Here is a 25,541-nt window from a genome sequence, read left to right on the forward strand (position 1 = left end):
GTCAGCGGCGGCGCGGTGACCTTCGACGCGGTGAAGGACCTGCACCAGGAGAGCCACGAGAAGAGCAAGGGCGACCTGGCGTGGCAGTCGTCGAAGGGCAAGGGCCAGACCGACGAAACCGTGCGCCAGAGCCAGATCGTGGCCCAGGGGAATCTGGCGATCAAGGCCGTGGAAGGGCTGAAGATCGACCTCAAGCATATCGACCAGAAGACCGTGAGCCAGACCATCGACGCGATGGTGCAGGCGGATCCGCAACTGGCGTGGCTGAAGGAGGCCGAGCAGCGCGGGGATGTGGACTGGCGCATGGTGCAGGAGGTGCACGATAGCTGGAAGTACAGCAACTCGGGGCTGGGGGCTGCGCCGTCACTGGCCATTGCCATCGTTGCGGCTGCTTACCTCGGCCCGGTGTATGGCGCAATGGCCAGCAACCTCGCCATTGGCACCATCAACAATGGCGGTGACCTTGGCAAGGGACTGCAACAGGCCACCAGCGCTGACAGTCTGAAAGGGTACGCCATCGCAGCGGCTACGGCTTATCTCGTCAGCCCGCAGTTGGACAAGGCTTTCGGCGTATCCAGTGACAACATCAACAAAGTCACCAAAGGATTCAAGCTCAGCACCGTTGAGGGAATCGGTGGATTTGCTGCCTACAGCATTGCCCAAGGCTTTGCTCAATCGGTCATGCAGCAGGCCGCCTATGGCGGCAGCTACATCGACAACCTCGGTAATGCCATGGCAGGTCAGGCGCGCAACCTGGGAATGGCGGTAGGTTTCAATTTCATTGGCGACTCGGTCAAATACTCTGATGGCAGCCCGCCGAAAATCATGGCTCACGCCCTGATGGGAGGTCTGCTGGCCGAAGCCTCCGGCAGTGACTTCAAGACTGGCGCGGCGGCCGCTGGTGCCAACGAGGCCATGATCAACCTCCTTGGGAAAATGGTAGGTGGCGATCAAAACCTCGAACTGATGGCCTCGCAACTCGTTGGCGTAGCCGCGGCAAGTGCGGTCAATGGCGATGTGAGTCTGGGCGCCGAGATCGCCAAAAGCGGGACGGCGTACAACCGGCAGCTACACCCAGATGAAATCAAATTCGCATCGGATGTGGAGCGCGTCAAACGTTATGCCCAGGAAAATGGGCTGAGCGAGGACACTGCCCGCAAAGAGCTTCTCAGCACGGCCGCCATGATGGTGGACAATGGCTGGAACCAGGCCTTGGCCGGCACAGACATCAACGCTGCCCGGGCTGCTCAGTATCTGCGTACGGAGCTGGGCACAGGCCCGGACAGCAATCTCTTCCAAGTGACCCAGGCTGACTACTACAACGAGCGGGTGGGGCTGACGGCGCTATTCAAGAACAAGGAGGCCCTGACCAGCGTTCTGGAAAACATAGCCCTAGCGAATCCCGCGAGCTATACGAGGGACCCCGCGAACCGTGCGGAAGTGCTGAATGCCAAAGGTGAAGGTAGCCAAGCGGGCTTTGGGCTGGCACTGGAAGGGATCGTCAGCGCGCCTTCAAAAACTGCCTTGTGGTTGATGGGTGCGCTAACCTGTTCAAGCTGTGCGGAGCGGGATATCCAGAACGCTTGGAACTCGGTTGCCTCGTTACCTGAAGACATCCGTATGAAAGGCTATCTGGATGCCTTGCACACCATGCAAGGCCAGGGTGCCAGCGTGGTGCGGGACAACGCCGCGAGTTCGACTGCATTGGGAGTTGAGGTCGGGCTGGCCATTGATGGAGGGTTGGCAGGGGCAGGCAAGGGCGTCGTTACGGATGGTCCGAAAGGAATACTTACACTGAAAGATTTTCCTGATGTCTCTACCAAGATAAGCCAGAAGCAGCTTCGCCATATTGCTGGAACACAGCAGCTTGAGGCACGGGGAGGCGGTGGTTTCTTAAACAGTGTCTCTGATGCTCAAAAAGTGCTTGATGCCTACCATACCGGCCAAGTGAAAATCCTAGGGAGAAATGCTCAGGGATTCCCAGTAGTCAAGTTTGAGGGCGTTACTGGAACTAACGTTAATCTCGGTGTTGGTATAACTGATCAGGCAACCAATGTATTTATTATCAAGGGCACAAAGAGTCCAAGTATTGTCCCTACAAATCCAAACTGGAGTCCCAAATGAGTAGCCAGCCAACGTTGGAAGAATGGAATTTTCAAGTGTTAATGCTAATTCAAGCGTTGGTAGGTGCGATATCTGCCAATTTTAGAATGATTGCATTGTTATGGGATGGCGATGAGTGGGTATTGAGATTTTATCTTGAAGAGAGCAACGAAGAGGACGTTGAGGAGATTGAGGATGTTGTTTGCCAATATACGGCATATCAGGGCTCTAGTTTGAGATGCAGGTCTGAGTTGATCGTGGGGCGTGAACGCCTTCCGGGGCTTTCGGAGGTGGGTAGGGTTGTATACCGTCGCAGAGAGTCTTTTGATATTTAGTTGGGGCAAAAGGTAGCTCCGGCGCAGAAAGTGCTATCAATCAAGGCAGGCTTAATTCTCAGCTCCTGTCTGAGGAGGTTGCGAATGGCCACGCGTTCCAGAAACATTTAGTCGAACGGCAAGAGTTTGTTGATCTTGCGCCAACAGCATAAAGGGGACAGATTTATTTTCCCTACTCTAATTTTCTAAGCAGGGAGGCTCCAGTGCAGACGCCGTAAGGAGGCTCCGCGATGCCTAGGCAAGGGCGAGTGGTTTTACCGAATTATCCGCTTCACGTGGTCCAGCGGGGACACAATCGGCAAGTGGTATTCGCCGAGGACGAGGACTACCAGCGTTACCTCTCCGATCTACGGGACCTCAAGGATGCCTTTGGTATCAAGGTCTACGCATTTTGCCTGATGACCAACCATGTCCATCTGCTCTTGGCGCCTGGTGATTCGCTGTCTGGCTTGGCGCAACTGATGAAAACGCTGGCGGCGCGCACGACACGATATCGGAATCGCTTGGAGGGCCGTTCCGGAACGTTGTGGGAAAGTCGCTATAAATCGAGTGTCGTACAGAGCGATGTCTACCTGCTGGCGTGTTGCCGGTACATCGAACTGAACCCTGTTCGGGCGCGGATGGTGGACGATGTGGCGGCCTATCCCTGGTCAAGTTATGGGCTGCGGGCGGATTGGTTGAAGGAGCCAAACTGGTTGGATATGGATCCCTGCTTCATTGAGCTAGGTCAGACGGCCGAAGAGAGATATCGGCGATACGTAACGTTCATGAAAGAGGCGATACCGGCCGAGGAATTGAGGCTGATTCGCGAGGCGGTTCAGCGTGGACAACTGACGGGCAATCAACGGTTCGTGGACGAGATCGAGCGGGTAGCCGGGGTGAGAATAGAGCGGCGTGGGCAAGGGCGGCCGAGATTAGAGCAGGGAAAATAAATCTGTCCCCTTTTTTCTCAATACAACTTCCTCAACCATCAGGATGTGGCCGATCTGGATAATGCCTTGCAGAAATGCAAGTCCCAGGGAAATTGCCGTCAGGTAGAGGAAGAGTTCAAGGCGCGTAGCGACGAGAACCGGCGGAGGTTGAATGGCTGCGTGGCTGTGGGTAATTGCGCGGAGATTCGTGCGGAGATCGATGCGGGGTCTACGGCTCTCAACGAGCTGGTGGCCCGGCAGGAAACAGCTAATCCGGCAGGAAGTGACAGCGATATAGCCTACGGTTTCCTGATGGGCCGAAATGTTGTCGACTGGACGACGGCTGGTCAGTTGCACCTGGAGCAGACCGCCAACCTCTGGTGGAACGGCAATCCACAGTGGCAGAAGGAAGTCGGTGCATACCTGGACCAGACGGGGTTCAATCCGTTCGGAATCGGCGTTCCGGCAATGGGCGGTGCCGCTGGCAAGGTAACGGCCAAGGCGCTCATGAATGCGCTGAAGGCGGGAGAGTTGCCCAAAGGAGAGGTGGCCCCAGGAAAGGCTAATCTGCCTACCATTGGGGCGTTGGCGGATGCTGAGGCGGGAATGCCTTATACCCATCCAGTTAAGCTCGCCGCAAAAGCGACTGGGACAGCAGGGAAGATTAAGATTGAAGCCGGCGCAATACCTGACGCAAATGAAGTACGTGCAGGACAAGGGTTATCTGGTCTTGGGTACGATGTTACGCACCAAACCACTGCGTCAGCTAAAGGTATTCAAGGGCAGCGAACTGCGGACTTGCATGTTGATGGACTCGGTTCCATTGATGTGTATACGCCGAAGAATCTTGATCCGACAAAGATAGTTCGAGCGATAGAGAAGAAGTCGAATCAAGCCGGCGGAGTCTTGGTGCAGGCGGACTTGCCAAGCACTGACATGTCGTCCATTGCTGCTCGTATGTGGGGGAAGACTAACGCGCAGAGTATAAAAACTATATTTTTCCAGAAACCAGACGGATCATTGGTCCGATTTGATCGACCTGCTGGAGGAGGCTGATTATGCCGAAGTACACGTGTACCTGTGGCTACGTTATGAACCTTTCGCAAGGATGGTCAGACTATGAGTTGACTCTAATTCCTGAGTCAGCAATAGAGAGCTTGGGGGATAGGCTAGATAGCGAGGATAAGCTGTCTTCTGATCAGTTATATGAAGCTCTTGATGAAAAGGCCATTACGGTGTACCGATGCCCGAAGTGTAGAAGGTTGCACTTGGAGGAAGAGCCAAATAGATTCACCACTTATATAGTTGAGTAAGCTTTGCTGCGAGAGCCTGAGTGCTTCGGAGCAAGAAGGACTGAAAGCTATTCAGAACCTTCATAAAGGGACAGATTTATTTTCTCTACTCTAATTTTCTGAGCATGGAGGCTCCAGCGCAGATGTCGTAAAGGAACTTCGCGATGCCTAGGTAAGGGCGCATGGTTTAGCGAATTATTTGCTTTGAGCGTTTCAGAGTGGGCGCCGTCGCTGAAATTAGAGTAGTAAAAATAAATCTGTCCCCTTTTTTACAAACGGAGGCAGCAAAGAAGGCCGGATTAGATAAAATACCTGTAAGCTTATGGGAGTGAATACTTGTGGCTAGATATTCGGTGGCTTTTGCATTACCTATCGGGACAGATGTTAGTTTTTCAGAGGATGGGTGGGAGTTTAAATCTCCCGCCCCTCTATCTTTAAATGTTAAGTCTGAATTTATTTCGAAATTTAACCTTGAACTTGTAGAGTGCTATTCTGGAGTGGAGAAATTTTCCGTTGACGGGCTGGGGTTTTTGGTTTTTTATAGTGATCTGCACGCTATAGAGTATATTTATTTTAAAATATATGATAAATCTTTTCTGGTTAAACTGAGGGAATATTGGAGTAATAATTTAAGAGATTATTGTTATTTATTCTTTCCCGGAGAATAATTTGTTGCTACCATAAGTGGGTGGGTTTATTCTTGGCACTCTAAAACTAAAAGGTAGGTTTCCCCGTTCAGTAATTCCTTGCTCTTTAACAATTTACATTTTCGATTTAGAAGAAGAGCACCGTGCAAGACCTCCCTGTCGCCACATCCGCAGAGTCCTGAACCCCCGGCCCTGTTATCCCTGGCGGGTCGCTCGCCGGGGCAACGCATGTGTTGCCTGTTTCCGACTCGCCCCACAAGGACCAACTGCACCTGCAACTGGGTGTGGGACCATAAAGGGGACAGATTTATTTTCCCTACTCTAATTTTCTAAGCAGGGAGGCTCCAGCGCAGACGCCGTAAGGAGGCTCCGCGATGCCTAGGCAAGAGAACAAAGGGGACAGATTTATTTTCCCTACTCTAGTTTTCTAAGCAAGGAGGCTCCAGCGCAGCCGCCGTAAGGAGGCTCCGCGATGCCTAGGCAAGGGCGAGTGGTTTTACCGAATTATCCGCTTCACGTGGTCCAGCGGGGACACAATCGGCAAGTGGTATTCGCCGAGGACGAGGACTACCAACGCTACCTCTCCGATCCTCAAGACCTCGAGGATGCCTTCGATAACAAGCTCCATGCATTTTGCCGAATGGCCACCCATATCCATCTGCTCCTGGCGGCTTGCCGGCCCTCCTTTCTACTGCCCCGTCCCACAGCGCCCCAATGTACTAGTACACCGGAAACCGCCGTCTCCCGTTGAACGGGCGGGCCCCGGCCCCCTACCATTCGCAGCACACCGACCCGCGCAAAGGGAGCGGGATGCCGCGTAGGCAGACCGCCATGGAAGGAGAAGCACATATGCCGGTACTGGCTCTGAGACTCACCGCCCTGGCGGCCCTTGCGATCAGCGTGTCGGGGTGCGTCATGGAGGCCTATGGCAGTCGCGCGCGTAGCGATGCGCAGTCCTGGATCGGCTTGCCGATCCAGGACGTGATCAAGCGCTTCGGCGAGCCGGAACGTGTGACGGGGGATGCCGCCAGGCAGAAGTACGTGTGGAAGGAGTACGAGAACTATAGCCACGACTACGACTACACCTACTACGAGCAGGGCCATGGCAATACGCCCAACAGCTCGGTCCTGAACCAGAAGACCGGCACGGCCAACCAGAGCGGCTATTACACCTGCATCTACGAGTTCTTTGCCGACGCCTCGGGCAGGGTGGTCGATGCGACCGCGCGGGGTGAGTGCCGCTAGTTCCGGGCGCCCTTCACGCGGCAAAGGGCGATTGGCTCAGCCAGCCACCGCCTTGTCTCCGACCTCGCAGAGACGCCTCAGTCCAACGCGGAGGCGTCCCCTCCCCTCGCTCCGCCGTGATCGCCAGGCCGCCCTGCCTCACCCGGGTCCTGGTCCGGTCCTCGAAACCCGGCCGTTGCAGCCAGTAGCCGCGCAGGTTGATGCGGGGCGCCAGGCGGTTGTCGTCGCTTTCGTCCAGCGGCGCTCCGAGCTTTCCCCGGCGCCTCACAGCAGGATCAGCAGCGCTCCTACCAGCAGCCCCGCCAGGCTGAAGGGCAGCGTTTGCAGGGCCAGCCGCTTGCCGCCCACCAGCACGACCAGGCCGGCCTTGACCAGGCTGTTGCTCAGGGCGGCAAGGGCGATGCCGCGGCTGGCCACGCCTGGATCGAGTTCGCCCTGCGCCGCGCGGGCCAGGGACAGGGTGATCGCGTCGACGTCGGCGAGGCCGGAGAGCAGCGCGACCGCGTAGATGCCGGCATCGCCGAACAGCCGCCGGCCGACCTCCACCAACAGCAGGATCGCGCTCAGCAGGGCGGCGAAGCGCAGGGCCGGGAGCAGTTCGAAGGGGTTGCGCAGGCCTGGCTCGTCGGGCGCCTCCTGGCTGGCGCGGCCGCCGCGCAGGGCGTGGAACAGCGTGCCGCCAAGGTAGACGAGGGTGGTGGCGGCGAATGGCAGGGCCAGTTCCTTCAGCAAGGCCGGGTGGATCGCGCCGATCTCGACGAGGATGCGCGGGAACATCAGCGCCGAGGTCGCCAGCAGGGCGCACGCCAACAGGGCGTCGGGCATGCGCTCGCGCAGGCGCGCCAGGGTCAGGGTCATCACCGTGGAGGACACCAGGCCGCCGAGCACCGCGGTCAGCAACAGGCCCTTGCGCGAGCCGATCAGGCGGATGGCCAGGTAGGCGGAGAAACCGAGGGCGGCGATCAGCACCACCATCCACCAGGTCAGGTAGGGATTGAAGAACGCCCAGGGACCGTAGCCCTGGTTGGGCAGCACCGGCAGCAGGACCACGGAGATGAACAGCAGCTTGAGGGTGCCCGACAGTTCCTCGGCGGTCAGGCGCTTCAGCAGGGCGTGGAGCTTGTCCTTGAGGCTCAGCAGCAGGGTCAGCACGATGCCGCCGGCGGCAGCCAGCAGGCGCTGTTCGGTGAGGGCGAGGCTGCCGAGGAGGAAGGTCATCAGTAGGGCGATCTCGGTGGTCATGCCCTGGTCGCCGCCACGCCTGACATCGCTCACGTAGCCGGCCACGGCCAGCGCCGCGAGGGCCAGCAGCAAGGCTACCCAGACCGCGCTGCCCAGTTCGCCCGCGAGCAGGGTGGCGAAGCCGCCGAGCAGGCCGGCCAGGCTGAAGGTGCGGATTCCGGCGATCTGCCGCGCATCTTCGTGGTCGCGCTCCTGCCAGCCGCGCTCGGCGCCGATCAGAAGGCCGATGGCCAGGGCCGTGCACAGGCTCAACAACAGATCCAGGGAAAGCGTCATGCTCGATTCCATTCGCCGGGAGAGAGGATGGCGACGTGCCTGTGCGCACCATAGCAGCAGACGACCCCGAGGTGCCTGCACGGTGGTACGCCGTCTGCCATGAGGCCGGCGCTGCCGCCGGTATCCATCGGGTTCTCCGCCCCGGTGTAGGCGCACGGGAGCTGGCGTAGGGAAAGTCCGCTGTTTTTCGGCCGCTGACGGTTCTCTTTCCGCGTGCTCCGACGGCCGCCAACAGTAAAAAAACCACGGCCAATCCTGATAGGCGGAGGGGCGCCTCGTTCCTAGACTGGCGGGGAAACATCAGGAGACGTCAATCATCATGCATATTCAATCATCTCAGCAGAACCCGTCTTTCGTGGCTGAGTTGAGCCAGGCCGTGGCCGGGCGCCTGGGACAGGTCGAGGCCCGCCAGGTGGCCACTCCCCGGGAGGCGCAACAACTGGCCCAGCGCCAGGAAGCACCGAAGGGCGAGGGCCTGCTCTCCCGCCTGGGGGCTGCCCTCGCGCGTCCCTTCGTGGCGATCATCGAGTGGCTGGGCAAACTGCTGGGGAGCCGTGCCCACGCCGCCACCCAGGCGCCGCTCTCCCGTCAGGACGCGCCGCCTGCCGCCAGTCTCTCTGCCGCCGAGATCAAGCAGATGATGCTGCAAAAGGCACTGCCCCTGACCTTGGGCGGACTTGGCAAGGCGAGCGAGCTGGCGACTTTGACAGCGGAGAGACTGGCGAAGGATCACACGCGCCTGGCCAGCGGCGACGGCGCTCTGCGCTCGCTGGCCACCGCCCTGGTCGGGATTCGCGATGGCAGCCTGATCGAAGCTTCCCGTACCCAGGCTGCCCGCCTGCTCGAACAGAGCGTTGGGGGGATCGCGCTGCAACAGTGGGGGACCGCGGGCGGTGCCGCCAGCCAGCATGTACTCAGCGCAAGCCCGGAGCAACTGCGCGAAATCGCCGTCCAACTGCATGCGGTAATGGACAAGGTCGCCCTGTTGCGCCACGCGGTAGAGAGCGAGGTAAAGGGTGAGCCTGTCGACAAGGCGCTGGCGGATGGCCTGGTGGAGCACTTCGGGCTGGAGGCGGAGCAGTACCTCGGCGAACACCCGGACGGGCCGTACAGCGATGCCGAGGTGATGGCGCTCGGTCTCTATACCAACGGCGAGTACCAGCACCTGAATCGGTCCCTGCGTCAGGGACGGGAGCTGGATGCGGGCCAGGCGTTGATCGACCGGGGCATGTCTGCTGCGTTCGAAAAGAGCGGACCGGCTGAACAGGTCGTGAAGACCTTCCGCGGCACCCAGGGCAGGGATGCCTTCGAGGCGGTGAAAGAGGGCCAGGTCGGCCACGACGCCGGCTATCTCTCCACCTCCCGGGACCCCGGCGTTGCCAGGAGCTTCGCGGGCCAGGGCACGATAACCACCCTGTTCGGCAGATCCGGGATCGATGTCAGCGAGATATCGATCGAGGGCGATGAGCAGGAGATCCTCTACGACAAGGGGACCGACATGCGCGTGCTTCTCAGCGCCAAGGATGGGCAGGGTGTGACCCGTCGGGTGCTCGAAGAGGCCACGCTGGGGGAACGGAGCGGCCACGGCGAGGGACTGCTCGATGCCCTGGACCTGGCAACCGGGACGGATCGTTCAGGCAAGCCCCAGGAACAGGACCTGCGCCTGAGAATGCGCGGCCTCGACCTGGCCTGACCGGTCGACGGCAGAGACGGACACTCCCAAGGGGTGTCCGTTTTCATTTGCGCCGTACAGCGTCGGGCGCAATGGGCGGCAAGGAGGCCTGCCTGGCTGCCACCGGTTGGTGGCGGACACCGGTGCCCGGCGTCCCACCTCGATCCTGCGAACGAGACGCAGTCAGAATTCTCCGAGTATGCTTCCTGCATAACGAAACGATCGGAATAACTGTGGTAACTTTGCCGCTCACCGAGATGGCCTATTGATGGCTCATACGGTTCGTGCATCGCTTCCCGCACGATTGTTTCGGATTTCCAAGGCCGGCCGGGAGCGCCGGTTGATCGACGCATTCGTATTTCAAGGAAAGAAATCGTGGCCACCCCATTTCGCCCCTCGCCTTGGCGCGCCGCCGTGCCGCCTGGCCTTCCTCGATTTTCACTACGCCCTCTTTTCCGCACACGGGGCGGCTAGAAGCCGCTCCGCGTCGATAGCGTTTTTTTCCAGGAGAACCCCATGAGTCACAGCGCCAAGAAAGCACTACTGCCGCTCCTCGCCGTCGCCACCCTGGCCGGCCTGGCGGGCTGCGCCACCGAGACCTCCACCGCGTTGCCGGTACAGCAGGTCGAGAGCGTCAACCGACCCTACAGCGGCGTGCGTTCGCCGATTGCGGTAGGCAAGTTCGACAACCGCTCCAGCTACATGCGCGGGATCTTTTCCGATGGCGTCGACCGCCTCGGCGGCCAGGCCAAGACCATTCTCATCACCCACCTGCAGCAGACCAATCGCTTCAACGTGCTGGACCGCGACAACATGAGCGAGATCCAGCAGGAAGCTGCGATCAAGGGCCAGGCCCAGCGCCTGAAGGGTGCCGACTACGTGGTGACCGGCGACGTCACCGAGTTCGGCCGCAAGGAAGTCGGCGACCGCCAGCTGTTTGGCATCCTCGGCCGCGGCAAGTCGCAGATCGCCTACGCCAAGGTGGCGCTGAACATCGTCAACATCTCTACCTCGGAGGTCGTCTATTCGACCCAGGGCGCTGGCGAGTACGCCCTGTCCAACCGCGAGGTGATCGGCTTCGGCGGCACCGCCAGCTACGACTCGACCCTCAACGGCAAGGTTCTCGACCTGGCCATGCGCGAGGCGGTGAACAAGTTGGTCAACGCGGTCGATAGCGGCGCCTGGAAGCCACAGAACCAATAATCCACCAGAAACCAGGGAATCACGGCACACATGAGCAAGACGATCACATGGACGGCGGCGCTGCTGGGGAGCATGGCGCTGGCCGGGTGCAGCGGACCGAAGACGCTGTACCAGTGGGAGGGCTACCAGGCCCAGGTCCACGAATACTTCAAGGGTGAATCCAAGGAGGCCCAGGCGCAGGCGCTGGAAGCCGACCTCGAGAAGATCCGGGCGAAGAACGGCGCGGTGCCGCCGGGCTACCACGCCCAGCTGGGGCTGCTCTATTCCAGCATCGGCAAGGACGACCAGATGGTCCGCGAGTTCGAGACCGAGAAGGCGCTGTTTCCCGAGTCGGCGACCTACATGGACTTCCTCCTGAACAACGCCCGTGGAGGTGCCCGTTGAAACTCGCCCGACTGTCCGGCCTGGTGGCCGGTTTCACCCTGCTGGCCCTGCTCGGCGGCTGCGCGCCGACCAAGAGCGTCGATTACTCGGCGTTCAAGCAGGCCAAGCCGCGCTCGATCCTGGTCCTGCCGCCGCTGAACGAGTCGCCCGACGTGAAGGCGACCTACAGCATGCTCTCGCAGGTCACCTTCCCGCTGGCCGAGGCCGGCTACTACGTGGTGCCGGTGGCGCTGGCCGACGAGACCTTCCGCCAGAACGGCCTGACCAGCGCCGGCGACGTGCACCAGGTGTCCCCGGCCAAGCTGCGCGAGATCTATGGCGCCGACGCGGCGCTGTACGTCACGGTGAGCGACTACGGCACGCGCTACATGGTGATCAGCAGCGCGACCATCGTCACCGCCAGCGCCAAGCTGGTCGACCTGCGATCCGGCACCACCCTGTGGACCGGCTCGGCGACCGCCTCCAGCGAGGAAGGCAACGGCGGCAACAACGGCGGCCTGGTGGGCATGCTGATCACCGCGGCGGTCAAGCAGATCATCAACAGTTCGGTGGAGGACGCCGGTTATCCGATCGCCGGGATGACCAGTGCGCGCCTGCTCTCGGCCGGCCAGCCGGGCGGACTGTTGTACGGCCCGCGCTCGCCGAGGTACGGCAGCGACTGAGCCGTGCGCCGGGGCTACGGGGACGTTTCCGTGGCCTCGGCGCAAGCCGCCGGGAGGGGCTTGGCCGCTGCGTTGCGCTTGGCCATGTACTGGCGGATCAGGTCGTCGAGCAACGCCCGGATGGCGCGCCGCTCGTCCAGCCGCAGGCGGCCGATGGCCTCGAACTGCAGGCGCAGGTCTTCCGGTAGCGCCTGCCGCTCGCTGCGCTCGCAGACCAGCCAGTCGAGGGGCACCGCGAAACGTCCGGCGATGGTTTGCAGCACCACCAGCGACGGGTGCCCGCCCTTGGTTTCGAAGTGCCGCAACTGGCTCACGGTGATGCCCAGTCGCTCGGCCATCTGCCGTTGGGTCAGGGCGTTCTGCTGGCGTAGGCGTAGGAGATTCTGCGCGAAGCTCATGGAAAACTCTCCAAGTCAGGGGAAATCCTTGCCACCGCCCCGGTGATGCGGGCGATGGCGGTTGTCTCCATCATCGGCGTTCCCACTCTTCGACTCTGCCCTACCGTTCCGGCGCGGGCCTGGGAAAGCTCCGGGTCGTGAGTCCGAGGTTTCCCCGCGTGCCGCCTTTTTCGATTCAGTAGAGGCGGAAGCGACGGGCTACCGTCCCGTTGGCCTGCGTCGGCGACAGTTCGGCTCTGCGGCGAAGCGATAGGTCGCGAGGGCCTTGCGCCTGGCGAGGACTAGTCCGCTTGCGCCCCCTGCGCCAGGGCGTTGCCGACGCCCACCAGCAGCGCCCGGGTCTGCGCCACGATGGCGCTGCGGTAGGCCTCGTAGCGGGCGTCGCTGATGGCGTTGTCGTTGCGCGCGCCGCCGCCGCTCGCCGGTACGCCGGTGTAGTAGTTGTTCATCACCGGGACATGGATGTGCCCGGCGGGAATCTCCAGGCGGAACGCGTCGCGCAGCACCGTGTTGCGGTAGGCGCTCTCGTTGGACAGGTAGTCGCCGCCACCGCCGTTGCGCGCGCAGATCCGTCGGTTCGGCGGGAGCACCAGGGAGGGATCGGGCATGGCGTTCATCACCCCGTTGGTCGGCACGTTTTCGGTGCGCGGGTTGGCGCAATCGGGGAAGAAGTCGTAGTTGGTGTGCCAGGTGACGTCGAAGCCTTCCGCGGCCTGGCTGGTAGCGCCCGGCGGCCGCTCGATGCCGCGCCAGGTATCGGCGGCGAGCAACTGGCGGACCGGCAGCGAGGCCTTGGAGAACTGTGCCGGCAGGTTCTGCCGCCAACGGCTGGCGCTGTCGTAGCCGAGCCAGCGGCGCGGCGGGTTGATATTGCAGCCGGAGCCCCGCAGGGAAATCGGCGCGGTGCCGCGATTGGTCACGCTGCCCAGGGGAAGCACGTAGTTGGGCAAAGCGCTGTCGGCGGGGCAGTAGACGATGCCGTCGTTGCCGGCGGAGGAGCCGTGGAAGCGGCCGTTCCAGGCCTCCAGCCAGAACTGGTTGGCGCCGCCCTGGCTGATGGTGATGGAGGCGTCGACCCGGCGCGGGCCGGGGCGGAACCAGGGGCCCAGGGTGTCTTCCTGCATGCCGCGGTTGAACGGGTCGTAGCTGACCGGCAACAGGTAGGCCTCGATACGCAGCAGGCTGCCGTCGGCCAGCCTGAACTCGCGGCCGTCCAGCGCAAGGGCGGTGGCGCCCGAGGGGTTGCCGTTGCGCAGGCCGGTGTTCGCCGTCCCGGGAGTGCCCAGGGTGAAGACGTCGAAGCCGCTGATGATCATCCGCCGGTAGCGCGAGCCGTCGGCGGCGTAGCGGCGCGGCAGGTCGATGTCCAACTGTCCGCGCGAGGCGCGTTCGAAGCGCCATTGCAGCGCCTGGGCCTGGGCCTTGCCGAGGCGGAAGGATGGCGCCCATTGGCGCAGGGTGCGGGTCATGTAGAGGCGCGTCCAGTAGAGCATGCGGTCATCGCTGGCCGGCAGCGCGCCGGCGGGAATGGCACGGCGCCCCTGGGCCCGGTCGACGGCGGCGCGCCACAGCGCGCGGCCCTCTTCGGTGACCAGCTTCAGTGCCTTGGCGTAGCTGGTGACCGGGGTGCGGCCGTCGGCGGTGCACAGGCGCTTGGCGAAGGCCGGTTCGAAGCCGTCGAAGCCGGCGCCCTTGACGATGCGCTCGGCCAGCGGCGTCTGGTCGTGGGTGACGACGTTGGCGCCGCTGAACGGCAGCGGCGTGTCGAGCCGGCGCTCCTCGTAGGACAACGCTGCCTCGCGGTCCCAGGAACAGGCGACGCTGGGCGGCGTGCGGGCGCCGGCGAGGTCGCCGTTGGCGGCCCAGCCGGCGCCGGGCAGCAGGGCCGCCGAGACGGCCAGGGTGAAGAGGGAGTATCGGCTTGCGTGAGGGGCGTAGCGCATCGGGTGGACTCCTGTTCTTGTTCGGTTCATGGGTTGATCGGTGCGGCGGGCGGAGCGCGGGCGAACGGCGCCCGCCGGCGGCGCGGGGCCGGGGCCGGGGCCGACGCAAGGTGCGTCGCGGGTTGCTGCGGTGGCGGACGGGAGGGCGGTGCTAGGGGGCGCGTGTCGCCGGTAGACGGAGGCGCGCGGAGGGAGGGTTGCGGGACGACGCGGAGGCGTCTGGGAAAGTCAGGTCCTTTGCCATGGATGCACCGATCGTTGTTCTTGCTGTTTTGGGGCGTCGGTGGGTGCACGGCCGGACTTCGCACCCGTGCGGCATTCTTGGAGGCGCCGGCGCGGGGCGTCCAACGAATTTATGTGGCCGCCGGGGATAGGAAAAGTTGATGGCGAACCGGTGCCGAAGCGCCCTGCCCCGGTACTTTCGCTGGCGCTGCGGCAATCCACCGCACTGGCGCGTTCGCTCGGGCTGGTCTTTGCTCTCCGGGGTCCGGCGGCTCGCCGGCGAGTCTTGCGGTGCGCCGCGAGCGGACGGGCGTTCGGTCCCTCTGCAGGCAAATGCCCTTGTTTTCGGAGAAGGACACGGATCGTTGATCGCTGTTTCGACCAAGGAGGTCAGATGAAAAGGAAGATGCTGGCGGCTTCGCTGCTGCTGTGGATGTTCTCGCTCACGGCGCAGGCGGACTGCGCGGTGCTCGGGCCGGGGGAAGATCCCTGCGCGGGCCCGGTGCTGGGACCGACCGTCTGCGAGTGCCCGTGATGACCGACTGTACCCTCGACCAGGGACAGGGAGCGTTCGATTACCAACCAGGAGGTTGCAAATGAAGAAAGTACTGTTGGCTGTGTTCCTGCTCTGTGGCTTCTCTCTTACCGCCCAGGCCGCGTGCCCGGTTTTCGGCCCATCCGAGGACCCGTGCAGCGGGCCGGTGTTCGGTCCGTCGACCTGCGAATGCCCTTGAGGTAGGTCGTCTGGCGGGCCCGGTGCAGCGGGCCCGCTTCCGGATGGATCGCTCGAAGTTGCCTGCTTTAATTCTCCATTCCCCGCGCCGCCCTACTTTTCCCGCTCGTCCATCGTCGCGTCGAACGTTGCCACGAAATCAGCGTCGGTGGACAACTCTTATATTCAATAGTTGTACGATCTGAGTTTGTTGTAGTCATTTGCTTAGTTGGCTATCCATATGATTGCCGTAAAGCAATTATAAGTTTAATTGGATTAGCTTTCTAAGTCTTTGGAAAGAGCCGTGAACGACCCTGTAATATCTGGTTGTAGAGCCGCATAATGATGTTTCAGGATGTTTCATTAATTTTGTAGATTATTGTTTTTCCTTTGTTTTTTTAAAAACAGCTACCAGATTTAGATAGATATTAATTAACTCGGCCACGTTTTTTCCTGTTCTATCATTGGCCTTCCTTGGGCGCAGGCCTGCCGAAACTGCTTATCTTCAGGTCCTCGAAAAGTTCATACATCGACCGCCTTGGGCGAAGCATTCGTACGCCGGCAATCTGTCCGGCCGCACGGGTGTTTTCAGCATGTTCTCTGGATGAGTTTCCCGATAAACATCAATTAGAGGAGTTTCCCTATGTGCGGTCTCGCGGGTTGGGTGGATTACACGCGCAAGCTCGACGACGAATTTCCGGCGATCTTCGCCATGACCGATACGCTCGCCTTGCGCGGGCCGGATGCCGAGGGCATCTGGAAGCACCGCAACGCCCTGCTGGGTCACCGGCGGCTGGCGGTCATCGACCTCAGCGGCGGCGTGCAGCCGATGTCCTATCGCTTTCCCACCGGCCAGGAGGTCACCCTCGTCTACACCGGCGAGGTGTACAACCACGATGCCCTGCGCGAGCGGTTGCGCCGGGCCGGACACGAGTTCCGCACCCGCAGCGATACCGAGGTGGTCCTGCACGCCTATCTGCAATGGGGCGAGCGTTGTTGCGAGTACCTGACCGGGATGTTCGCCTTCGCCGTCTTCGATGGCCGCGACGGCCACCTGCTGCTGGTGCGCGACCGCCTGGGCATCAAGCCGCTGTATTACGCGCGGCACCGCGAGGGACTGCTGTTCGGCTCGGAGATCAAGTCCATCCTGGCGCATCCGGAATTCGCCGCCAGGCTCGACGCGGTCGGCCTGGTCGACCTCCTGACGCTGTCCCGGGGCACTTCGCAGACGCCGTTCCGCGAGGTCCAGGAACTGCTGCCCGGCCACCTGCTGTCCTGGCGTCCCAATTCCCAGGCGAAGTTGCGCCGCTATTGGGAGGTACGCCGCCAGGAGCATGCCGACGACCTGCAGAGCACCGTGCAGCGCACCCGCGAACTGGTCACCCGCGCCCTGGGGTCGCAATTGCACGCCGACGTTCCGGTGTGTTCGCTGCTATCGGGTGGGCTCGATTCGACCGCCCTGACCGGCATCGCCCAGCGCATCGCGAAGGCGGAGCACGGCGGCGACATCAATTCATTCTCGGTGGACTTCGTCGGCCAGGCCGAGCAGTTCCGCAGCGACGACCTGCGTCCCGACCAGGACCAGCCGTTCGCCCTGCTGGCCGCGCAGTACATCGGCAGCCGTCATCGCACCGTGCTCATCGACAATGCCGAACTGGTCTGCGAACGAGCGCGCGAAGAGGTATTCCGGGCCAAGGACGTACCTTTCACCTTCGGCGACATGGATACCTCGCTGCACCTGATGTTCGGCGAGATCCGCCGGCATTCCACGGTGGCCATCTCCGGCGAAGGCGCCGACGAGCTGTTCGGTGGCTACGGCTGGTTCCGCGATCCGCAGGCGGTGGCTGCGGCGCGCTTCCCCTGGGCCTCCAGGGTGCGCTTGCCGGCCGGCTTCATCGACGCCGGTTTCAACCGCCGCTGCGATCTCCTCCAGTACCAGCAGGCCAGCTACGACGATGGGCTGCGCCAGGTCGAACACCTGGCCGGCGACAGCCCGGAGGAGCGGCGGATGCGCGAGTTCAGCCACCTGCATCTGAAGCGCTGGATGGTGCTGCTGCTCGAACGCAAGGATCGCCTGAGCATGTGCAACGGCCTGGAGGTGCGGGTGCCCTACACCGACCATGAGCTGGTGGAGTACGTCTACAACGTGCCCTGGTCGATCAAGAGCCGGGACGGCGAGGAGAAGTGGCTGCTCAAGCGGGCCTGCGCCGACTATGTCCCGGAAGCCGTGCTCAAGCGCCGCAAGAGCCCTTATCCGACTTCTGCCAACCTCGGCTACGAGCGTTTCCTGCGCGGGAGCGTGCGGCGCCTGCTGGAGGACGCGACGAACCCGGTGTTCGGCATCGTTTCGCGAGAGTTCCTGGCCGCCGAACTGGAGCATCCGGAGGGGTACTTCAACACCCAGGTGAGCCGCCACAACCTGGAGACCGCACTGGCGCTGGAAGGCTGGCTCAGGTTGTACGGGCTCTCCGCCTGAGCGTGACGCGGGGCGTGGCGGGTTCGGGCTGCTGTCCGGCCCGCCGGCGTCTTCAGGCGTCGGGCATTTCGCCGCGTTCGCCGAGCCCCACCGGCATGCCTTCCACGCCGGCATGGAACAGCAGGGCTTCCACCGGTTCGGCCCCGGCTATCAGGCGATGGATGATGTTCATCAGGCAACCCGCCGCCTCGCCTTCCAGCACCCGCGTGCTCTGGGCTCCGTCGCGGGTCTCCAGGCGCAGTTCGCCCTTGAGCACGTAAAGCGCGCTGGGCATCGGATGGACCTGCCAGTCCAGGCGTTCGTGGGCGGCCAGGCTCAGGCGCTGCACGGTGAGCTGCGGCTGGCCGAGGGGATAGCCGAGGTAGAGCGAGCCGTTCCAGGCGCAGCCGCTGCGCAGCAGGGTTTCGCGGTGCGGACTGGTTGCGGCCGGGAGGTCGCGGCTGGGTGGGAACACATGCACGTGGCTGGGGCGAAGGTCCATCGGGCGTCCTGCGCTTGTCGGTGTTTTTCCTCAGTCAAGCCGGCTTTCACCGCCTGCTCCACTGCCGCTTCTGCTAGGCGGCAGCGGGCCATCAAGGGGGCGGTTGGTTCATCGCAGGCGGCGGCTTCCTCCTTTAGCCTCGGCGTATCGGCGGATAACGCTGCGCGTTATGCACCCTACGGCTTCCCGATGAGAGGCGATGCCTTCTCAAGCCTCGCGGATGAACCGCACGGGTACCCGCTCGGTCAGCCAGACGCCGTTCTCCGCCTGGTGGAATAGGTGCCCGGCCAGATGCATGTCGCGCGCGTCGATTTCCAGCAGAACCGGGCTGCCGTAGCGGCGGCCGACTTCCAGGGCGGTGGCGCGGCGGGCGGAGAGATGGACGTGGTGGCGGCTGCCGGGAACCAGGCCGCGCTCGCGGATGGAGTCGAGGAAGCGGCTGGCGGTGCCGTGGTAGAGCACTGCGGGCGGGACCGCGGGGGCGTAGGCGATGGCCACCGCGGCATGCGAGTGGCCTTGCACGGCGCGGATGCGCTGGCCATCGGCGGAGAGGGCGAAGCGCTTTTTGTCGTTGCTCTCGACCACCGCGCCGAGCAGCACGCGGTCGAGGGCGCGGCCGTCCCGCGCCGCGCCGGCGATCAGGGCGTCGATGTCGGCCCAGCCTTCGCCGTCCAGCGTCAGGCCGATGGCCTCGGGCTGGTGGCGAAGGACATAGCTGAGGAACTTGCTGGTGTCGTCGAGGGTTTTCCGATCCATTCCATGGTCCTTGTGCGTGCCATCCCGGCGCGGGAACCTCAGGCGCCGCCGAGGAAGTCCATCTTGCCCAGTTCGACGCCGTTGTGGCGGAGGATGGCGTAGGCGGTGGTGGCGTGGAAGAAGAAGTTGGGCAGGGCGAAGCCGAAGAGGAAGTCGCGGCCGTTGAAGCTGATCTCCTGGCCGCGCACCTTGAGGGTCACGTTGCGCTCTTCGGCGCCGTCCAGTTGTTCCTCGCGGATGCCCTCGAGGAACTCGACGGTGCGGGCGATGCGTGCCTGGAGTTCGTCGAAGGTGGTTTCCGTATCCGCGTAGCTCGGCACTTCCAGCCCGGCCAGCCGCGCGCCGGCGCCCTTGGCGGCGTCGCTGGCGATCTGTACCTGGCGCGCCAGGGGGAACATGTCCGGCGCCAGCCGGGCGTCGATGAAGATGCGCGGATCGATGTTCTTCGCTTCGGCGTGGGCGGCGGCTTTCTTCAGGATCGCCGAGAGGTTGCCGAGAGTGCGCAGGAAGGTCGGGATCGAAGCCTGGTAGATCGACAGGGACATGGACGTGCTCCAGACAGGGGATAAAGGTGCGTCGAAGGCGGCGCGTCCAGCAGTCTACCCGGCTTTCACGCCAGCGCCAGGGGGCCCGCCTCGTCCCAGTGCGGATCGGCCGCCATCCGTTCGACCAGGAAGTCCAGCAGCGCCCGCAGCGCCGGCGGCATCTGCCGGCGCGAGGCGTACACCGCGTGGATGCCGAGCACCTGCGGCGACCACTCCGGCAGCAGCGCCACCAGGCGTCCGCTACGGATCAGCGGGGCTGCCGAGTACAGCGGCTGCTGGCTGATCCCGGCACCGGCGGCGGCGGCCTCCAGCAGCACGGTGGATTCGTTGGCGCTGAGACTGCCACCCACCGGCACGCTGGTCGGCTCGCCGTCGCGCTCGAACTGCCAGAGACTGCGGCCGAAGTAGGAGTAGGTCAGGCAGTTGTGCAGCGCCAGGTCCTCCGGGCGTCGCGGAGTGCCGTGGCGGCGCAGGTAGTCCGGCGCGGCGCAGATCACCGAGCGGCATTCGCCGAGGCGGCGGGCGATCAGGTTGGGGTCGAGCTGGTTGGCGATGCGCAGGGCCAGGTCGATGCGCTCCTCCACCAGGTTGACCACCTGGCTGTTGACCTGCAGGTCGATGGCGGTGCCCGGGTAGCGCTCGACGAAGGCGGCGGCGGCACGGGTCAGCCAGGCCTGGGCGAAGGACAGGCTGCTGGTGATGCGCAGAGTGCCGCGCGGGCTGTCGCGGCGGGTCTGGCCGGTGGCCTGCATGGCGTCGGCCACGGCGAGCATCTCGCGGCACTGCGGCAACAGCTCCGCGCCGGCGTCGGTCAGGCTCAGGCGGCGGGTGCTGCGGTGCAGCAGGCGTGCGCCGACCCACTCCTCCAACTCGGCGAGGTAGCGCGAGACCATCGCCCGGGACATGTCCAGACGCTCGGCGGCGGCGGTCTGGCTGCCGCTGTCGATGACCTCGACGAAGACGCGGGTGGCGGTCAGGCGGTCCATGATTCGCTCGATCCATGCAACAAAGCTGTGATTATTGCGGGGATTTTTGCGCGCTTTCAAGCAACTAACATGGCAAGCCTCTGATCCCACTGCCTGGAGAACCGCTCATGTCGCGCCATGGATTGCTTCGTTCCCTGTTCGCCGCCGCCGCCCTGCTGGGTGCCGCCGGCGTCTTCGCCGCCAGCGCCGAACCGCTGCGGCTGGAGGTCTACAACCCCGGCGAGAAGGCGATCTTCGCCGTGTCCTCGGAACTGCTGGTGGGCCAGCGCGAGGCGATGCTGATCGACGCGCAGTTCTCCCGCGCCGACGCCGAGCAACTGGTCAAGCGTATCCAGGCCAGCGGCAAGACCCTCAGCACTATCTACATCAGCCACGGCGACCCGGACTTCTACTTCGGCCTCGACGTGCTGAAGGCCGCCTTCCCCGAGGCGAAGATCCTCGCGACGGCGCAGACCGTCGCACACATCCAGGCGACCAAGGACGCCAAGCTGGCCTACTGGGGGCCGATCCTCAAGGACAACGCGCCGACGTCGCTGGTGGTGCCGGAGCCGCTGAAGGGCGACCAGTTGAAGCTGGAAGGCCATGCCCTGAAGGTGGTCGACCTGAAGGGGCCGAGCCCGGACCGCACGGTGCTGTGGATTCCGTCGCTGAAGACGGTGGTTGGTGGCGTGCTGGTGGAATCCGGTTCGCACGTCTGGACCGCCGATACCCAGACCCAGGCCTCGCGCCAGGCCTGGGTGGCGATGCTCGACCGGATCGAGGCGCTGCAACCGCGGCGCGTGGTGCCCGGCCATTTCACCGGCGAGGAGCCGAAGGGCCTGGACGGCGTGCGCTTCACCCGTGACTACCTGAAGGCCCTGGAAGCCGAACTGCCCAAGGCCAGGGATTCCGCCGCGCTGGTCGAGGCGATGAAGCGCCGCTACCCGAACCTGCCGGGCGAGGAAGGCCTGGAGCTGAGCGCCAAGGTGCTCAAGGGCGAGATGCAGTGGCCCTGAGCCGCGCCCGCCGATAGCCGCTGATCGAGGCGTCCCCTGCGGGGCGTCTCGTGGAGACCGAGATGAACGACCTCACCCTGCATTACCTCTACGATCCGCTCTGCGGCTGGTGCTACGGCGCCTCGCCGCTGCTCGCCGCCGCCCGCGAGGTGACGGGTCTGGACGTACGCCTGCATGGCGGCGGCATGATGACCGATGCCAACCGCCAGCCGGTCGGCGCCGGTCTGCGCCACTACGTGATGCCCCATGACCTGCGGATCGCCCAACTGACCGGCCAGCCGTTCGGCAAGGACTACTTCGACGGTCTGCTGCGCGACACCAGCGCGGTATTCGACTCGGCCCCGCCGACCGCCGCCGTGCTTGCCGCCGAAGCGCTCGACGGCCTCGGCGCGGCGATGCTGGCGCGGATCCAGCGTGCCCACTACGTCGAGGGCCGGCGTATCGCCGAGCGTCCGGTGCTGCTCGAGCTGGGTGCCGAACTGGGGCTTGGCGAGGGCTTCGCCGAGGCGTTCGACGCCTGCTCCGGCGAGCCGCTGCGCGCGCACTTCGCCGACAGTCGGCGGCTGATGAACCGTCTCGGCGCCGCTGGCTTCCCGACCTTCGCCCTGGAGCGCGACGGCCGCCTGCAGGTGCTCGACACCGGGCGCTACCTCGGCCAGCCGGACGACTGGCGGGCTCTCCTCGAAACGCAGCTGTGCCTTGCCGGCGGCAGCGATGCCGTGGGCGGGGCCGCGGCGCCGCTCTGCCGCATCGACGGTTGCGCCTGAATCCCGCCGCCGCGCAGGCGGACTGAACTTGTCCGGCTGCGTCGTCCTCCCATGTAGACATGCCCGCTCGCCGACGCGAGCGGATGTCCATCCACAGCTCCGGAGGAGTCGACATGAAGAAGACGGCATCGGCGGTCTGGCAAGGCGGCCTGAAAGACGGCAAGGGCACCCTTTCCACCGAAAGCGGCGCGCTCAAGGACAACCCCTATGGCTTCAATACCCGCTTCGAGGGCGCACCGGGAACCAACCCGGAAGAGCTGATCGGCGCGGCCCACGCCGGCTGCTTCAGCATGGCCCTGTCGATGATGCTCGGTGAGGTCGGCCTGACCGCCGAACGTATCGAGACCCGCGCCGAGGTCACCCTCGACAAGCAGTCCGACGGTTTCGCCATCACTGCCGTGCACCTGGTGCTCAGGGCGCGCGTGCCGGGGGCGGACGCGCAGACCTTCGAGCAGATCGCCAACAAGGCCAAGGCCGGTTGCCCGGTATCCAAGGTGCTCAACGCGAAGATCAGCCTGGACGCCAGCCTCGACGGCTGAGCGGAACGCTTCCCCAGCCCGGCGAACTGGCCCTGGCCTGCCGCAGTCGAATGCGGCAGGATGCGCTGCGCAGCACTCGGCTGCCAGGCATCGACGAGGAGTGACGGGTCATGAAAACCATCGGGCTGGGGATTGCCACCTTGCTGTTCAGCGCCACGGCGCTGGCCGCGCCGAAGCCGTGCGAGGAACTCAAGGCGGAGATCGAGACCAAGATCCAGTCGGCCGGGGTGACCTCCTACACCCTGGAGATCGTGCGCAACGACGAAGTCAGCGACCCGAACATGGTGGTCGGCAGTTGCGAGAACGGCACCAAGAAGATCATCTACCAGAAGAACGACGACTGAGCCGCTGCGTTTCAGTACGGCGGGCAGCGGCTGGTCTGGAAGTTCGAACGGGCGACCACCTCGCCACGCTCGTCGCTCAGTAGCGCCAGCGCCCTGCGCAATTGCGGGCGCACCTCCAGGCGATAGCGCCGGCCCGCCTCGAAGCCGTCATAGACCACCTGCTGGTAGCAGTTGATCTGCACCGGCTCGCCGAAGCCGCCCCCCCCGCCGCCGGAACCGCCATAGAGTTCGTACTGGAAGCGCACCTCCAGCACATGGCGTCCCGGAGTGACCTGGAAGTAGCGTCCGTCGCTCAACCGCTCGCCGTCCAGGCGCTCGGCCAGCAGGGTGTTGGCCGGCGCGCTGCGCAGCTCGACCCAGGCCATCTGCGGGTCCGGCTGCGGCAGCGGTCCGGCGCAGCCGGCGAGGAGCAGCAGCGCGAGCGGGACGAGACGGGTGAGTGGACGCATGGGGCGGGCTCCGGAGGGCGTTCAGCTCCTAGCATAGCGCCCTCGCCTTGCGCCGTTCAGACCTTCGCGCAGCGCCCCTCGCGGCCGCGCGCCAATTCCCTGTTGTCCTGGTCGTAGAGCTTCGCCCAGGGACGGAAGCCGATGTGCCCGGCCTCCAGGCGGTAGCGCTGGCCGGCGCTGAAGTCCTTGAACTTGAGGTTGAGCTGGCAATCGCGCCAGAGCGGGCTGTCCACGGGGCCGATGTTGGTCGGGTCGACGGTGAACTGGTAGCGCACCGTGAGTTCGCGGGTGCCGGGATCGACCTCGAAGTAGCGCGTGCGGTCCCAGCTCTTGTCGTCGACTTCCACGGCGGCGAGATCGGCGTCGGGCTGGGTATCGAGGTCGACCCAGGCGCGGTTCGGGTCGGGGGTGGGCATCAGCAGTGAGCAGCCGCTCAGGACGAGCAGGCCACCGGCAAGCAGCAGCGTACGCATAGAAGACTCCGAAGCTCCTTTAACCCGGCCGCCATCCGTCGCGCCTTGGAAAAACGCCTTGCGTTCCTCCGCCTCGCCGGATCGCGGACCGGTGCTGGTAGGGCGGCGGGCGGTCCGCGTGCTGTGCTATGTTCCGCCCATGCCACGCCGCCTTCGCCATCCGCTTGCTGACCTTCGACTGCCCCGTTGGGTTCCCTGCCTGGCGCTGTTGGCGCTGAGCGGTTGCTCGACCGTCTCCTACTACGGGCAACTGGCCAGCGGCCAGTTCGCCCTGCTGCGCGCCCGCGAGCCGGCCGCCGCGGTGATCGCCGACCCGCAGCGCGACGCGCGCTTGCGCGAACGCCTGGCGAAAGCGGAAAAGGCCCGGCAATTCGCCAGCGAACGCCTCGGCCTGCCGGACAACCGCAGCTATCGCCTGTACGCCGATATCGGCCGGCCCTACGTGGTATGGAACGTGTTCGCCACCCCGGAGCTGTCGCTGCAGCCGGTCACCCATTGCTTCCCCATCGCCGGCTGCGTGGCCTACCGCGGCTACTACAGCGAGGCCGCCGCGCGCGCCGAGGCGGCGCGCCAGCGGGCGCTCGGCGACGACGTCTACGTCGGCGGGGTGCAGGCCTACTCGACCCTCGGCTGGTTCGACGATCCGATCCTCAGCAGCATGCTGCGCTGGGACGACGAACGGCTGGCGACCTTGATCTTCCACGAACTGGCGCACCAGAAGTTCTACCTGCGCGACGACACCGCCTTCAACGAATCCTTCGCCACCTTCGTCGAACAGGAAGGTACCCGCCAGTGGCGCGAGTATCGTGGACTGCCGCCGGCGGACGGCCGCGAGGAGAAGCGCCGCGAGCAGTTCACCGCGCTGGTCCTGGCCAGTCGTGCGCGCCTCGAAGCACTCTATGCCGGGCCGTTGGACGATGCCGCCAAGCGTGCCGGCAAGGCTGCCGAATTCCAGCGCCTGCGCCGTGAGTACGCGGCGCTGAGCCAGCGCGAATGGGGCGGCGAGTCGCCGTTCAAGGCCTGGATCGACGCGCCGTTCAACAATGCCAAGCTGCTTCCCTTCGGCCTCTACGACCAATGGGTGGCGGCGTTCGCCGTGCTGTTCCGCCAGGTCGGCGGCAACTGGCCGGCGTTCTATGCGCGGGTCCGTGCCCTTGGCCAGCTCCCCCTGGCAGAGCGCCAGGCGGCGTTGCAGCGGCTGGCCGCCGCAGCGCCCTGACGCCTGCTCAGGCGGCGAGCTGGTCGGCGTAGCACCAGCGCGTGGCCAGCCGGCCGATCGGCCAGAGCAGCGCCAACAGGCCGACGCCGAGCAGCGCCACCAGCAGCGTATAGCCGATGCCAGCGGGCGCCAGGCCGAGGATCATCAGCAGCGCCAGCCCCCCGCCGACCGCCAGCAGCGCCACGCTCCAGAGCAGCATGGCGACCACCGCGAGCAGCAGCGCGCGTCCGGCGGCGAAGCGCTGCAGGCGCGCCGGCAGGCGCG

General features: G+C 64.2%; 24 protein-coding genes and 4 pseudogenes. 18 read left to right on the forward strand and 10 right to left on the reverse strand.

Going from position 1 to position 25,541, the window contains the following annotated elements; translation table 11 throughout:
- The 6 genes and pseudogenes from FFS27_RS34080 to FFS27_RS08155 form a co-directional block, all read left to right on the forward strand.
- A pseudogene (locus FFS27_RS34080) lies at positions 1–882 on the forward strand (DUF637 domain-containing protein); the annotation flags it as partial.
- Positions 883–2,120: 1,238 nt separating this feature from the next.
- Positions 2,121–2,438 carry a hypothetical protein gene (locus FFS27_RS08120; protein ID WP_019485604.1) on the forward strand — a complete coding sequence of 106 codons (318 nt, stop codon included), beginning with the start codon at positions 2,121–2,123 and terminating at the stop codon, positions 2,436–2,438.
- Between the two features lie 230 nt (positions 2,439–2,668).
- Positions 2,669–3,370 carry a transposase gene (locus FFS27_RS08125; protein WP_021263006.1) on the forward strand — a complete coding sequence of 234 codons (702 nt, stop codon included), beginning with the start codon at positions 2,669–2,671 and terminating at the stop codon, positions 3,368–3,370.
- Between the two features lie 15 nt (positions 3,371–3,385).
- Positions 3,386–4,405: pseudogene (locus FFS27_RS08130) on the forward strand (hypothetical protein); the annotation flags it as partial.
- Positions 4,406–5,760: 1,355 nt separating this feature from the next.
- Positions 5,761–5,958, forward strand: a pseudogene (locus FFS27_RS08150) (transposase); the annotation flags it as partial.
- Between the two features lie 179 nt (positions 5,959–6,137).
- Positions 6,138–6,533, forward strand: a complete 396-nt coding sequence (locus FFS27_RS08155; RefSeq protein ID WP_003083536.1) for a hypothetical protein — start codon at positions 6,138–6,140, stop codon at positions 6,531–6,533.
- A 264-nt stretch (positions 6,534–6,797) separates the two neighbouring features.
- Here FFS27_RS08155 and FFS27_RS08165 read toward each other — a convergent pair whose 3' ends face one another.
- Positions 6,798–8,207 (reverse strand): MgtC/SapB family protein, encoded by a 1,410-nt coding sequence (locus FFS27_RS08165; protein WP_021263010.1) that lies wholly within the window; start codon positions 8,205–8,207, stop codon positions 6,798–6,800.
- Positions 8,208–8,370: 163 nt separating this feature from the next.
- Here FFS27_RS08165 and exoT point away from each other — a divergent pair, with 163 nt between their 5' ends.
- The 4 genes from exoT (at position 8,371) to FFS27_RS08185 (ending at position 11,972) form a co-directional block, all read left to right on the forward strand.
- On the forward strand, positions 8,371–9,744 hold the full coding sequence (exoT, locus tag FFS27_RS08170; protein WP_003111705.1) for a T3SS effector bifunctional cytotoxin exoenzyme T: 1,374 nt from the start codon (positions 8,371–8,373) through the stop codon (positions 9,742–9,744).
- A 495-nt stretch (positions 9,745–10,239) separates the two neighbouring features.
- On the forward strand, positions 10,240–10,926 hold the full coding sequence (locus FFS27_RS08175; RefSeq protein WP_003111706.1) for a CsgG/HfaB family protein: 687 nt from the start codon (positions 10,240–10,242) through the stop codon (positions 10,924–10,926).
- A gap of 30 nt (positions 10,927–10,956) precedes the next feature.
- On the forward strand, positions 10,957–11,310 hold the full coding sequence (locus tag FFS27_RS08180; protein ID WP_003083569.1) for a DUF4810 domain-containing protein: 354 nt from the start codon (positions 10,957–10,959) through the stop codon (positions 11,308–11,310).
- On the forward strand, positions 11,307–11,972 hold the full coding sequence (locus FFS27_RS08185; RefSeq protein ID WP_003083573.1) for a DUF799 domain-containing protein: 666 nt from the start codon (positions 11,307–11,309) through the stop codon (positions 11,970–11,972). The genes FFS27_RS08180 and FFS27_RS08185 overlap by 4 nt, the downstream gene beginning before the upstream one ends.
- A gap of 14 nt (positions 11,973–11,986) precedes the next feature.
- Here FFS27_RS08185 and FFS27_RS08190 read toward each other — a convergent pair whose 3' ends face one another.
- Positions 11,987–12,370, reverse strand: coding sequence for a helix-turn-helix domain-containing protein (locus FFS27_RS08190; RefSeq protein WP_003083575.1), 384 nt, complete (start codon positions 12,368–12,370; stop codon positions 11,987–11,989).
- Between the two features lie 281 nt (positions 12,371–12,651).
- On the reverse strand, positions 12,652–14,313 hold the full coding sequence (locus FFS27_RS08195) for a hypothetical protein (protein ID WP_023100701.1): 1,662 nt from the start codon (positions 14,311–14,313) through the stop codon (positions 12,652–12,654).
- Between the two features lie 616 nt (positions 14,314–14,929).
- Here FFS27_RS08195 and FFS27_RS08200 point away from each other — a divergent pair.
- The 3 genes from FFS27_RS08200 (at position 14,930) to asnB (ending at position 17,723) form a co-directional block, all read left to right on the forward strand.
- Positions 14,930–15,070, forward strand: a complete 141-nt coding sequence (locus tag FFS27_RS08200) for a PA0050 family protein (protein WP_003083582.1) — start codon at positions 14,930–14,932, stop codon at positions 15,068–15,070.
- A gap of 61 nt (positions 15,071–15,131) precedes the next feature.
- Positions 15,132–15,269 (forward strand): PA0050 family protein, encoded by a 138-nt coding sequence (locus tag FFS27_RS33205; RefSeq protein ID WP_003083584.1) that lies wholly within the window; start codon positions 15,132–15,134, stop codon positions 15,267–15,269.
- Positions 15,270–15,890: 621 nt separating this feature from the next.
- Positions 15,891–17,723, forward strand: coding sequence for an asparagine synthase (glutamine-hydrolyzing) (asnB, locus tag FFS27_RS08205; RefSeq protein WP_023100702.1), 1,833 nt, complete (start codon positions 15,891–15,893; stop codon positions 17,721–17,723).
- A 52-nt stretch (positions 17,724–17,775) separates the two neighbouring features.
- Here asnB and FFS27_RS08210 read toward each other — a convergent pair whose 3' ends face one another.
- The 4 genes from FFS27_RS08210 to osaR all read right to left on the reverse strand — a co-directional run bounded on the left by FFS27_RS08210 (position 17,776) and on the right by osaR (position 20,491).
- The gene (locus FFS27_RS08210) at positions 17,776–18,204 is read right to left on the reverse strand and encodes a cupin domain-containing protein (protein WP_003083588.1); all 429 of its coding nucleotides are present in this window, start codon (positions 18,202–18,204) and stop codon (positions 17,776–17,778) included.
- Positions 18,205–18,411: 207 nt separating this feature from the next.
- Positions 18,412–18,960 carry an RNA 2'-phosphotransferase gene (locus tag FFS27_RS08215; RefSeq protein WP_023100703.1) on the reverse strand — a complete coding sequence of 183 codons (549 nt, stop codon included), beginning with the start codon at positions 18,958–18,960 and terminating at the stop codon, positions 18,412–18,414.
- Between the two features lie 38 nt (positions 18,961–18,998).
- A complete protein-coding gene (locus FFS27_RS08220; RefSeq protein WP_021263013.1) occupies positions 18,999–19,505 on the reverse strand; it encodes a DUF1993 domain-containing protein in 507 nt (168 codons plus the stop codon).
- A 65-nt stretch (positions 19,506–19,570) separates the two neighbouring features.
- Positions 19,571–20,491: an oxidative stress response transcriptional regulator OsaR gene (gene osaR / locus FFS27_RS08225; protein ID WP_003083596.1), complete on the reverse strand. Its 921-nt coding sequence runs from the start codon at positions 20,489–20,491 to the stop codon at positions 19,571–19,573.
- A gap of 107 nt (positions 20,492–20,598) precedes the next feature.
- Here osaR and FFS27_RS08230 point away from each other — a divergent pair, with 107 nt between their 5' ends.
- From FFS27_RS08230 to FFS27_RS08245, 4 genes are all read left to right on the forward strand, one after another.
- Entirely contained in the window at positions 20,599–21,486 is an 888-nt protein-coding gene (locus FFS27_RS08230) for an MBL fold metallo-hydrolase (RefSeq protein WP_003083599.1), read from the forward strand.
- A 62-nt stretch (positions 21,487–21,548) separates the two neighbouring features.
- Positions 21,549–22,253, forward strand: coding sequence for a disulfide reductase DsbM (gene dsbM, locus FFS27_RS08235; RefSeq protein WP_009314899.1), 705 nt, complete (start codon positions 21,549–21,551; stop codon positions 22,251–22,253).
- Positions 22,254–22,336: 83 nt separating this feature from the next.
- Positions 22,337–22,792, forward strand: coding sequence for an OsmC family protein (locus FFS27_RS08240; protein WP_021263016.1), 456 nt, complete (start codon positions 22,337–22,339; stop codon positions 22,790–22,792).
- Between the two features lie 110 nt (positions 22,793–22,902).
- Positions 22,903–23,136: a DUF1161 domain-containing protein gene (locus FFS27_RS08245; RefSeq protein WP_003114662.1), complete on the forward strand. Its 234-nt coding sequence runs from the start codon at positions 22,903–22,905 to the stop codon at positions 23,134–23,136.
- 11 nt (positions 23,137–23,147) lie between these two features.
- Here the strand turns inward: FFS27_RS08245 and FFS27_RS08250 are convergent, their stop codons facing one another.
- Both FFS27_RS08250 and FFS27_RS08255 read right to left on the reverse strand, forming a co-directional pair.
- On the reverse strand, positions 23,148–23,585 hold the full coding sequence (locus FFS27_RS08250) for a PA0061/PA0062 family lipoprotein (RefSeq protein WP_003083612.1): 438 nt from the start codon (positions 23,583–23,585) through the stop codon (positions 23,148–23,150).
- Positions 23,586–23,641: 56 nt separating this feature from the next.
- Entirely contained in the window at positions 23,642–24,058 is a 417-nt protein-coding gene (locus FFS27_RS08255) for a PA0061/PA0062 family lipoprotein (RefSeq protein ID WP_003083614.1), read from the reverse strand.
- Between the two features lie 91 nt (positions 24,059–24,149).
- On the opposite strand from FFS27_RS08255, the gene FFS27_RS08260 reads away from it, so the two are divergent.
- Positions 24,150–25,277 carry an aminopeptidase gene (locus tag FFS27_RS08260; RefSeq protein WP_003118564.1) on the forward strand — a complete coding sequence of 376 codons (1,128 nt, stop codon included), beginning with the start codon at positions 24,150–24,152 and terminating at the stop codon, positions 25,275–25,277.
- 7 nt (positions 25,278–25,284) lie between these two features.
- Here FFS27_RS08260 and FFS27_RS08265 read toward each other — a convergent pair.
- Positions 25,285–25,541 (reverse strand): annotated as a pseudogene (locus tag FFS27_RS08265) (hypothetical protein); the annotation flags it as partial.

The organism is Pseudomonas sp. 2VD, from assembly GCF_005503585.1.
Classification (GTDB): domain Bacteria; phylum Pseudomonadota; class Gammaproteobacteria; order Pseudomonadales; family Pseudomonadaceae; genus Pseudomonas; species Pseudomonas aeruginosa.

Excerpts from the sequence above, each read along its gene's own strand:
- dsbM (WP_009314899.1), top strand. The coding sequence starts at position 21,549 with ATGAACGACCTCACCCTGCATTACCTCTACGATCCGCTCTGCGGCTGG.
- FFS27_RS08195 (WP_023100701.1), bottom strand. The coding sequence starts at position 14,313 with ATGCGCTACGCCCCTCACGCAAGCCGATACTCCCTCTTCACCCTGGCC.
- FFS27_RS08200 (WP_003083582.1), top strand. The coding sequence starts at position 14,930 with ATGAAAAGGAAGATGCTGGCGGCTTCGCTGCTGCTGTGGATGTTCTCG.
- FFS27_RS08155 (WP_003083536.1), top strand. The coding sequence starts at position 6,138 with ATGCCGGTACTGGCTCTGAGACTCACCGCCCTGGCGGCCCTTGCGATC.
- osaR (WP_003083596.1), bottom strand. The coding sequence starts at position 20,491 with ATGGACCGCCTGACCGCCACCCGCGTCTTCGTCGAGGTCATCGACAGC.
- FFS27_RS08120 (WP_019485604.1), top strand. The coding sequence starts at position 2,121 with ATGAGTAGCCAGCCAACGTTGGAAGAATGGAATTTTCAAGTGTTAATG.
- FFS27_RS08250 (WP_003083612.1), bottom strand. The coding sequence starts at position 23,585 with ATGCGTCCACTCACCCGTCTCGTCCCGCTCGCGCTGCTGCTCCTCGCC.
- FFS27_RS08180 (WP_003083569.1), top strand. The coding sequence starts at position 10,957 with ATGAGCAAGACGATCACATGGACGGCGGCGCTGCTGGGGAGCATGGCG.
- FFS27_RS08230 (WP_003083599.1), top strand. The coding sequence starts at position 20,599 with ATGTCGCGCCATGGATTGCTTCGTTCCCTGTTCGCCGCCGCCGCCCTG.
- FFS27_RS08215 (WP_023100703.1), bottom strand. The coding sequence starts at position 18,960 with ATGGATCGGAAAACCCTCGACGACACCAGCAAGTTCCTCAGCTATGTC.
- FFS27_RS08210 (WP_003083588.1), bottom strand. The coding sequence starts at position 18,204 with ATGGACCTTCGCCCCAGCCACGTGCATGTGTTCCCACCCAGCCGCGAC.
- FFS27_RS08190 (WP_003083575.1), bottom strand. The coding sequence starts at position 12,370 with ATGAGCTTCGCGCAGAATCTCCTACGCCTACGCCAGCAGAACGCCCTG.
- FFS27_RS08175 (WP_003111706.1), top strand. The coding sequence starts at position 10,240 with ATGAGTCACAGCGCCAAGAAAGCACTACTGCCGCTCCTCGCCGTCGCC.
- FFS27_RS08125 (WP_021263006.1), top strand. The coding sequence starts at position 2,669 with ATGCCTAGGCAAGGGCGAGTGGTTTTACCGAATTATCCGCTTCACGTG.
- exoT (WP_003111705.1), top strand. The coding sequence starts at position 8,371 with ATGCATATTCAATCATCTCAGCAGAACCCGTCTTTCGTGGCTGAGTTG.
- FFS27_RS33205 (WP_003083584.1), top strand. The coding sequence starts at position 15,132 with ATGAAGAAAGTACTGTTGGCTGTGTTCCTGCTCTGTGGCTTCTCTCTT.
- FFS27_RS08240 (WP_021263016.1), top strand. The coding sequence starts at position 22,337 with ATGTCCATCCACAGCTCCGGAGGAGTCGACATGAAGAAGACGGCATCG.
- FFS27_RS08245 (WP_003114662.1), top strand. The coding sequence starts at position 22,903 with ATGAAAACCATCGGGCTGGGGATTGCCACCTTGCTGTTCAGCGCCACG.
- asnB (WP_023100702.1), top strand. The coding sequence starts at position 15,891 with ATGTGCGGTCTCGCGGGTTGGGTGGATTACACGCGCAAGCTCGACGAC.
- FFS27_RS08220 (WP_021263013.1), bottom strand. The coding sequence starts at position 19,505 with ATGTCCCTGTCGATCTACCAGGCTTCGATCCCGACCTTCCTGCGCACT.
- FFS27_RS08255 (WP_003083614.1), bottom strand. The coding sequence starts at position 24,058 with ATGCGTACGCTGCTGCTTGCCGGTGGCCTGCTCGTCCTGAGCGGCTGC.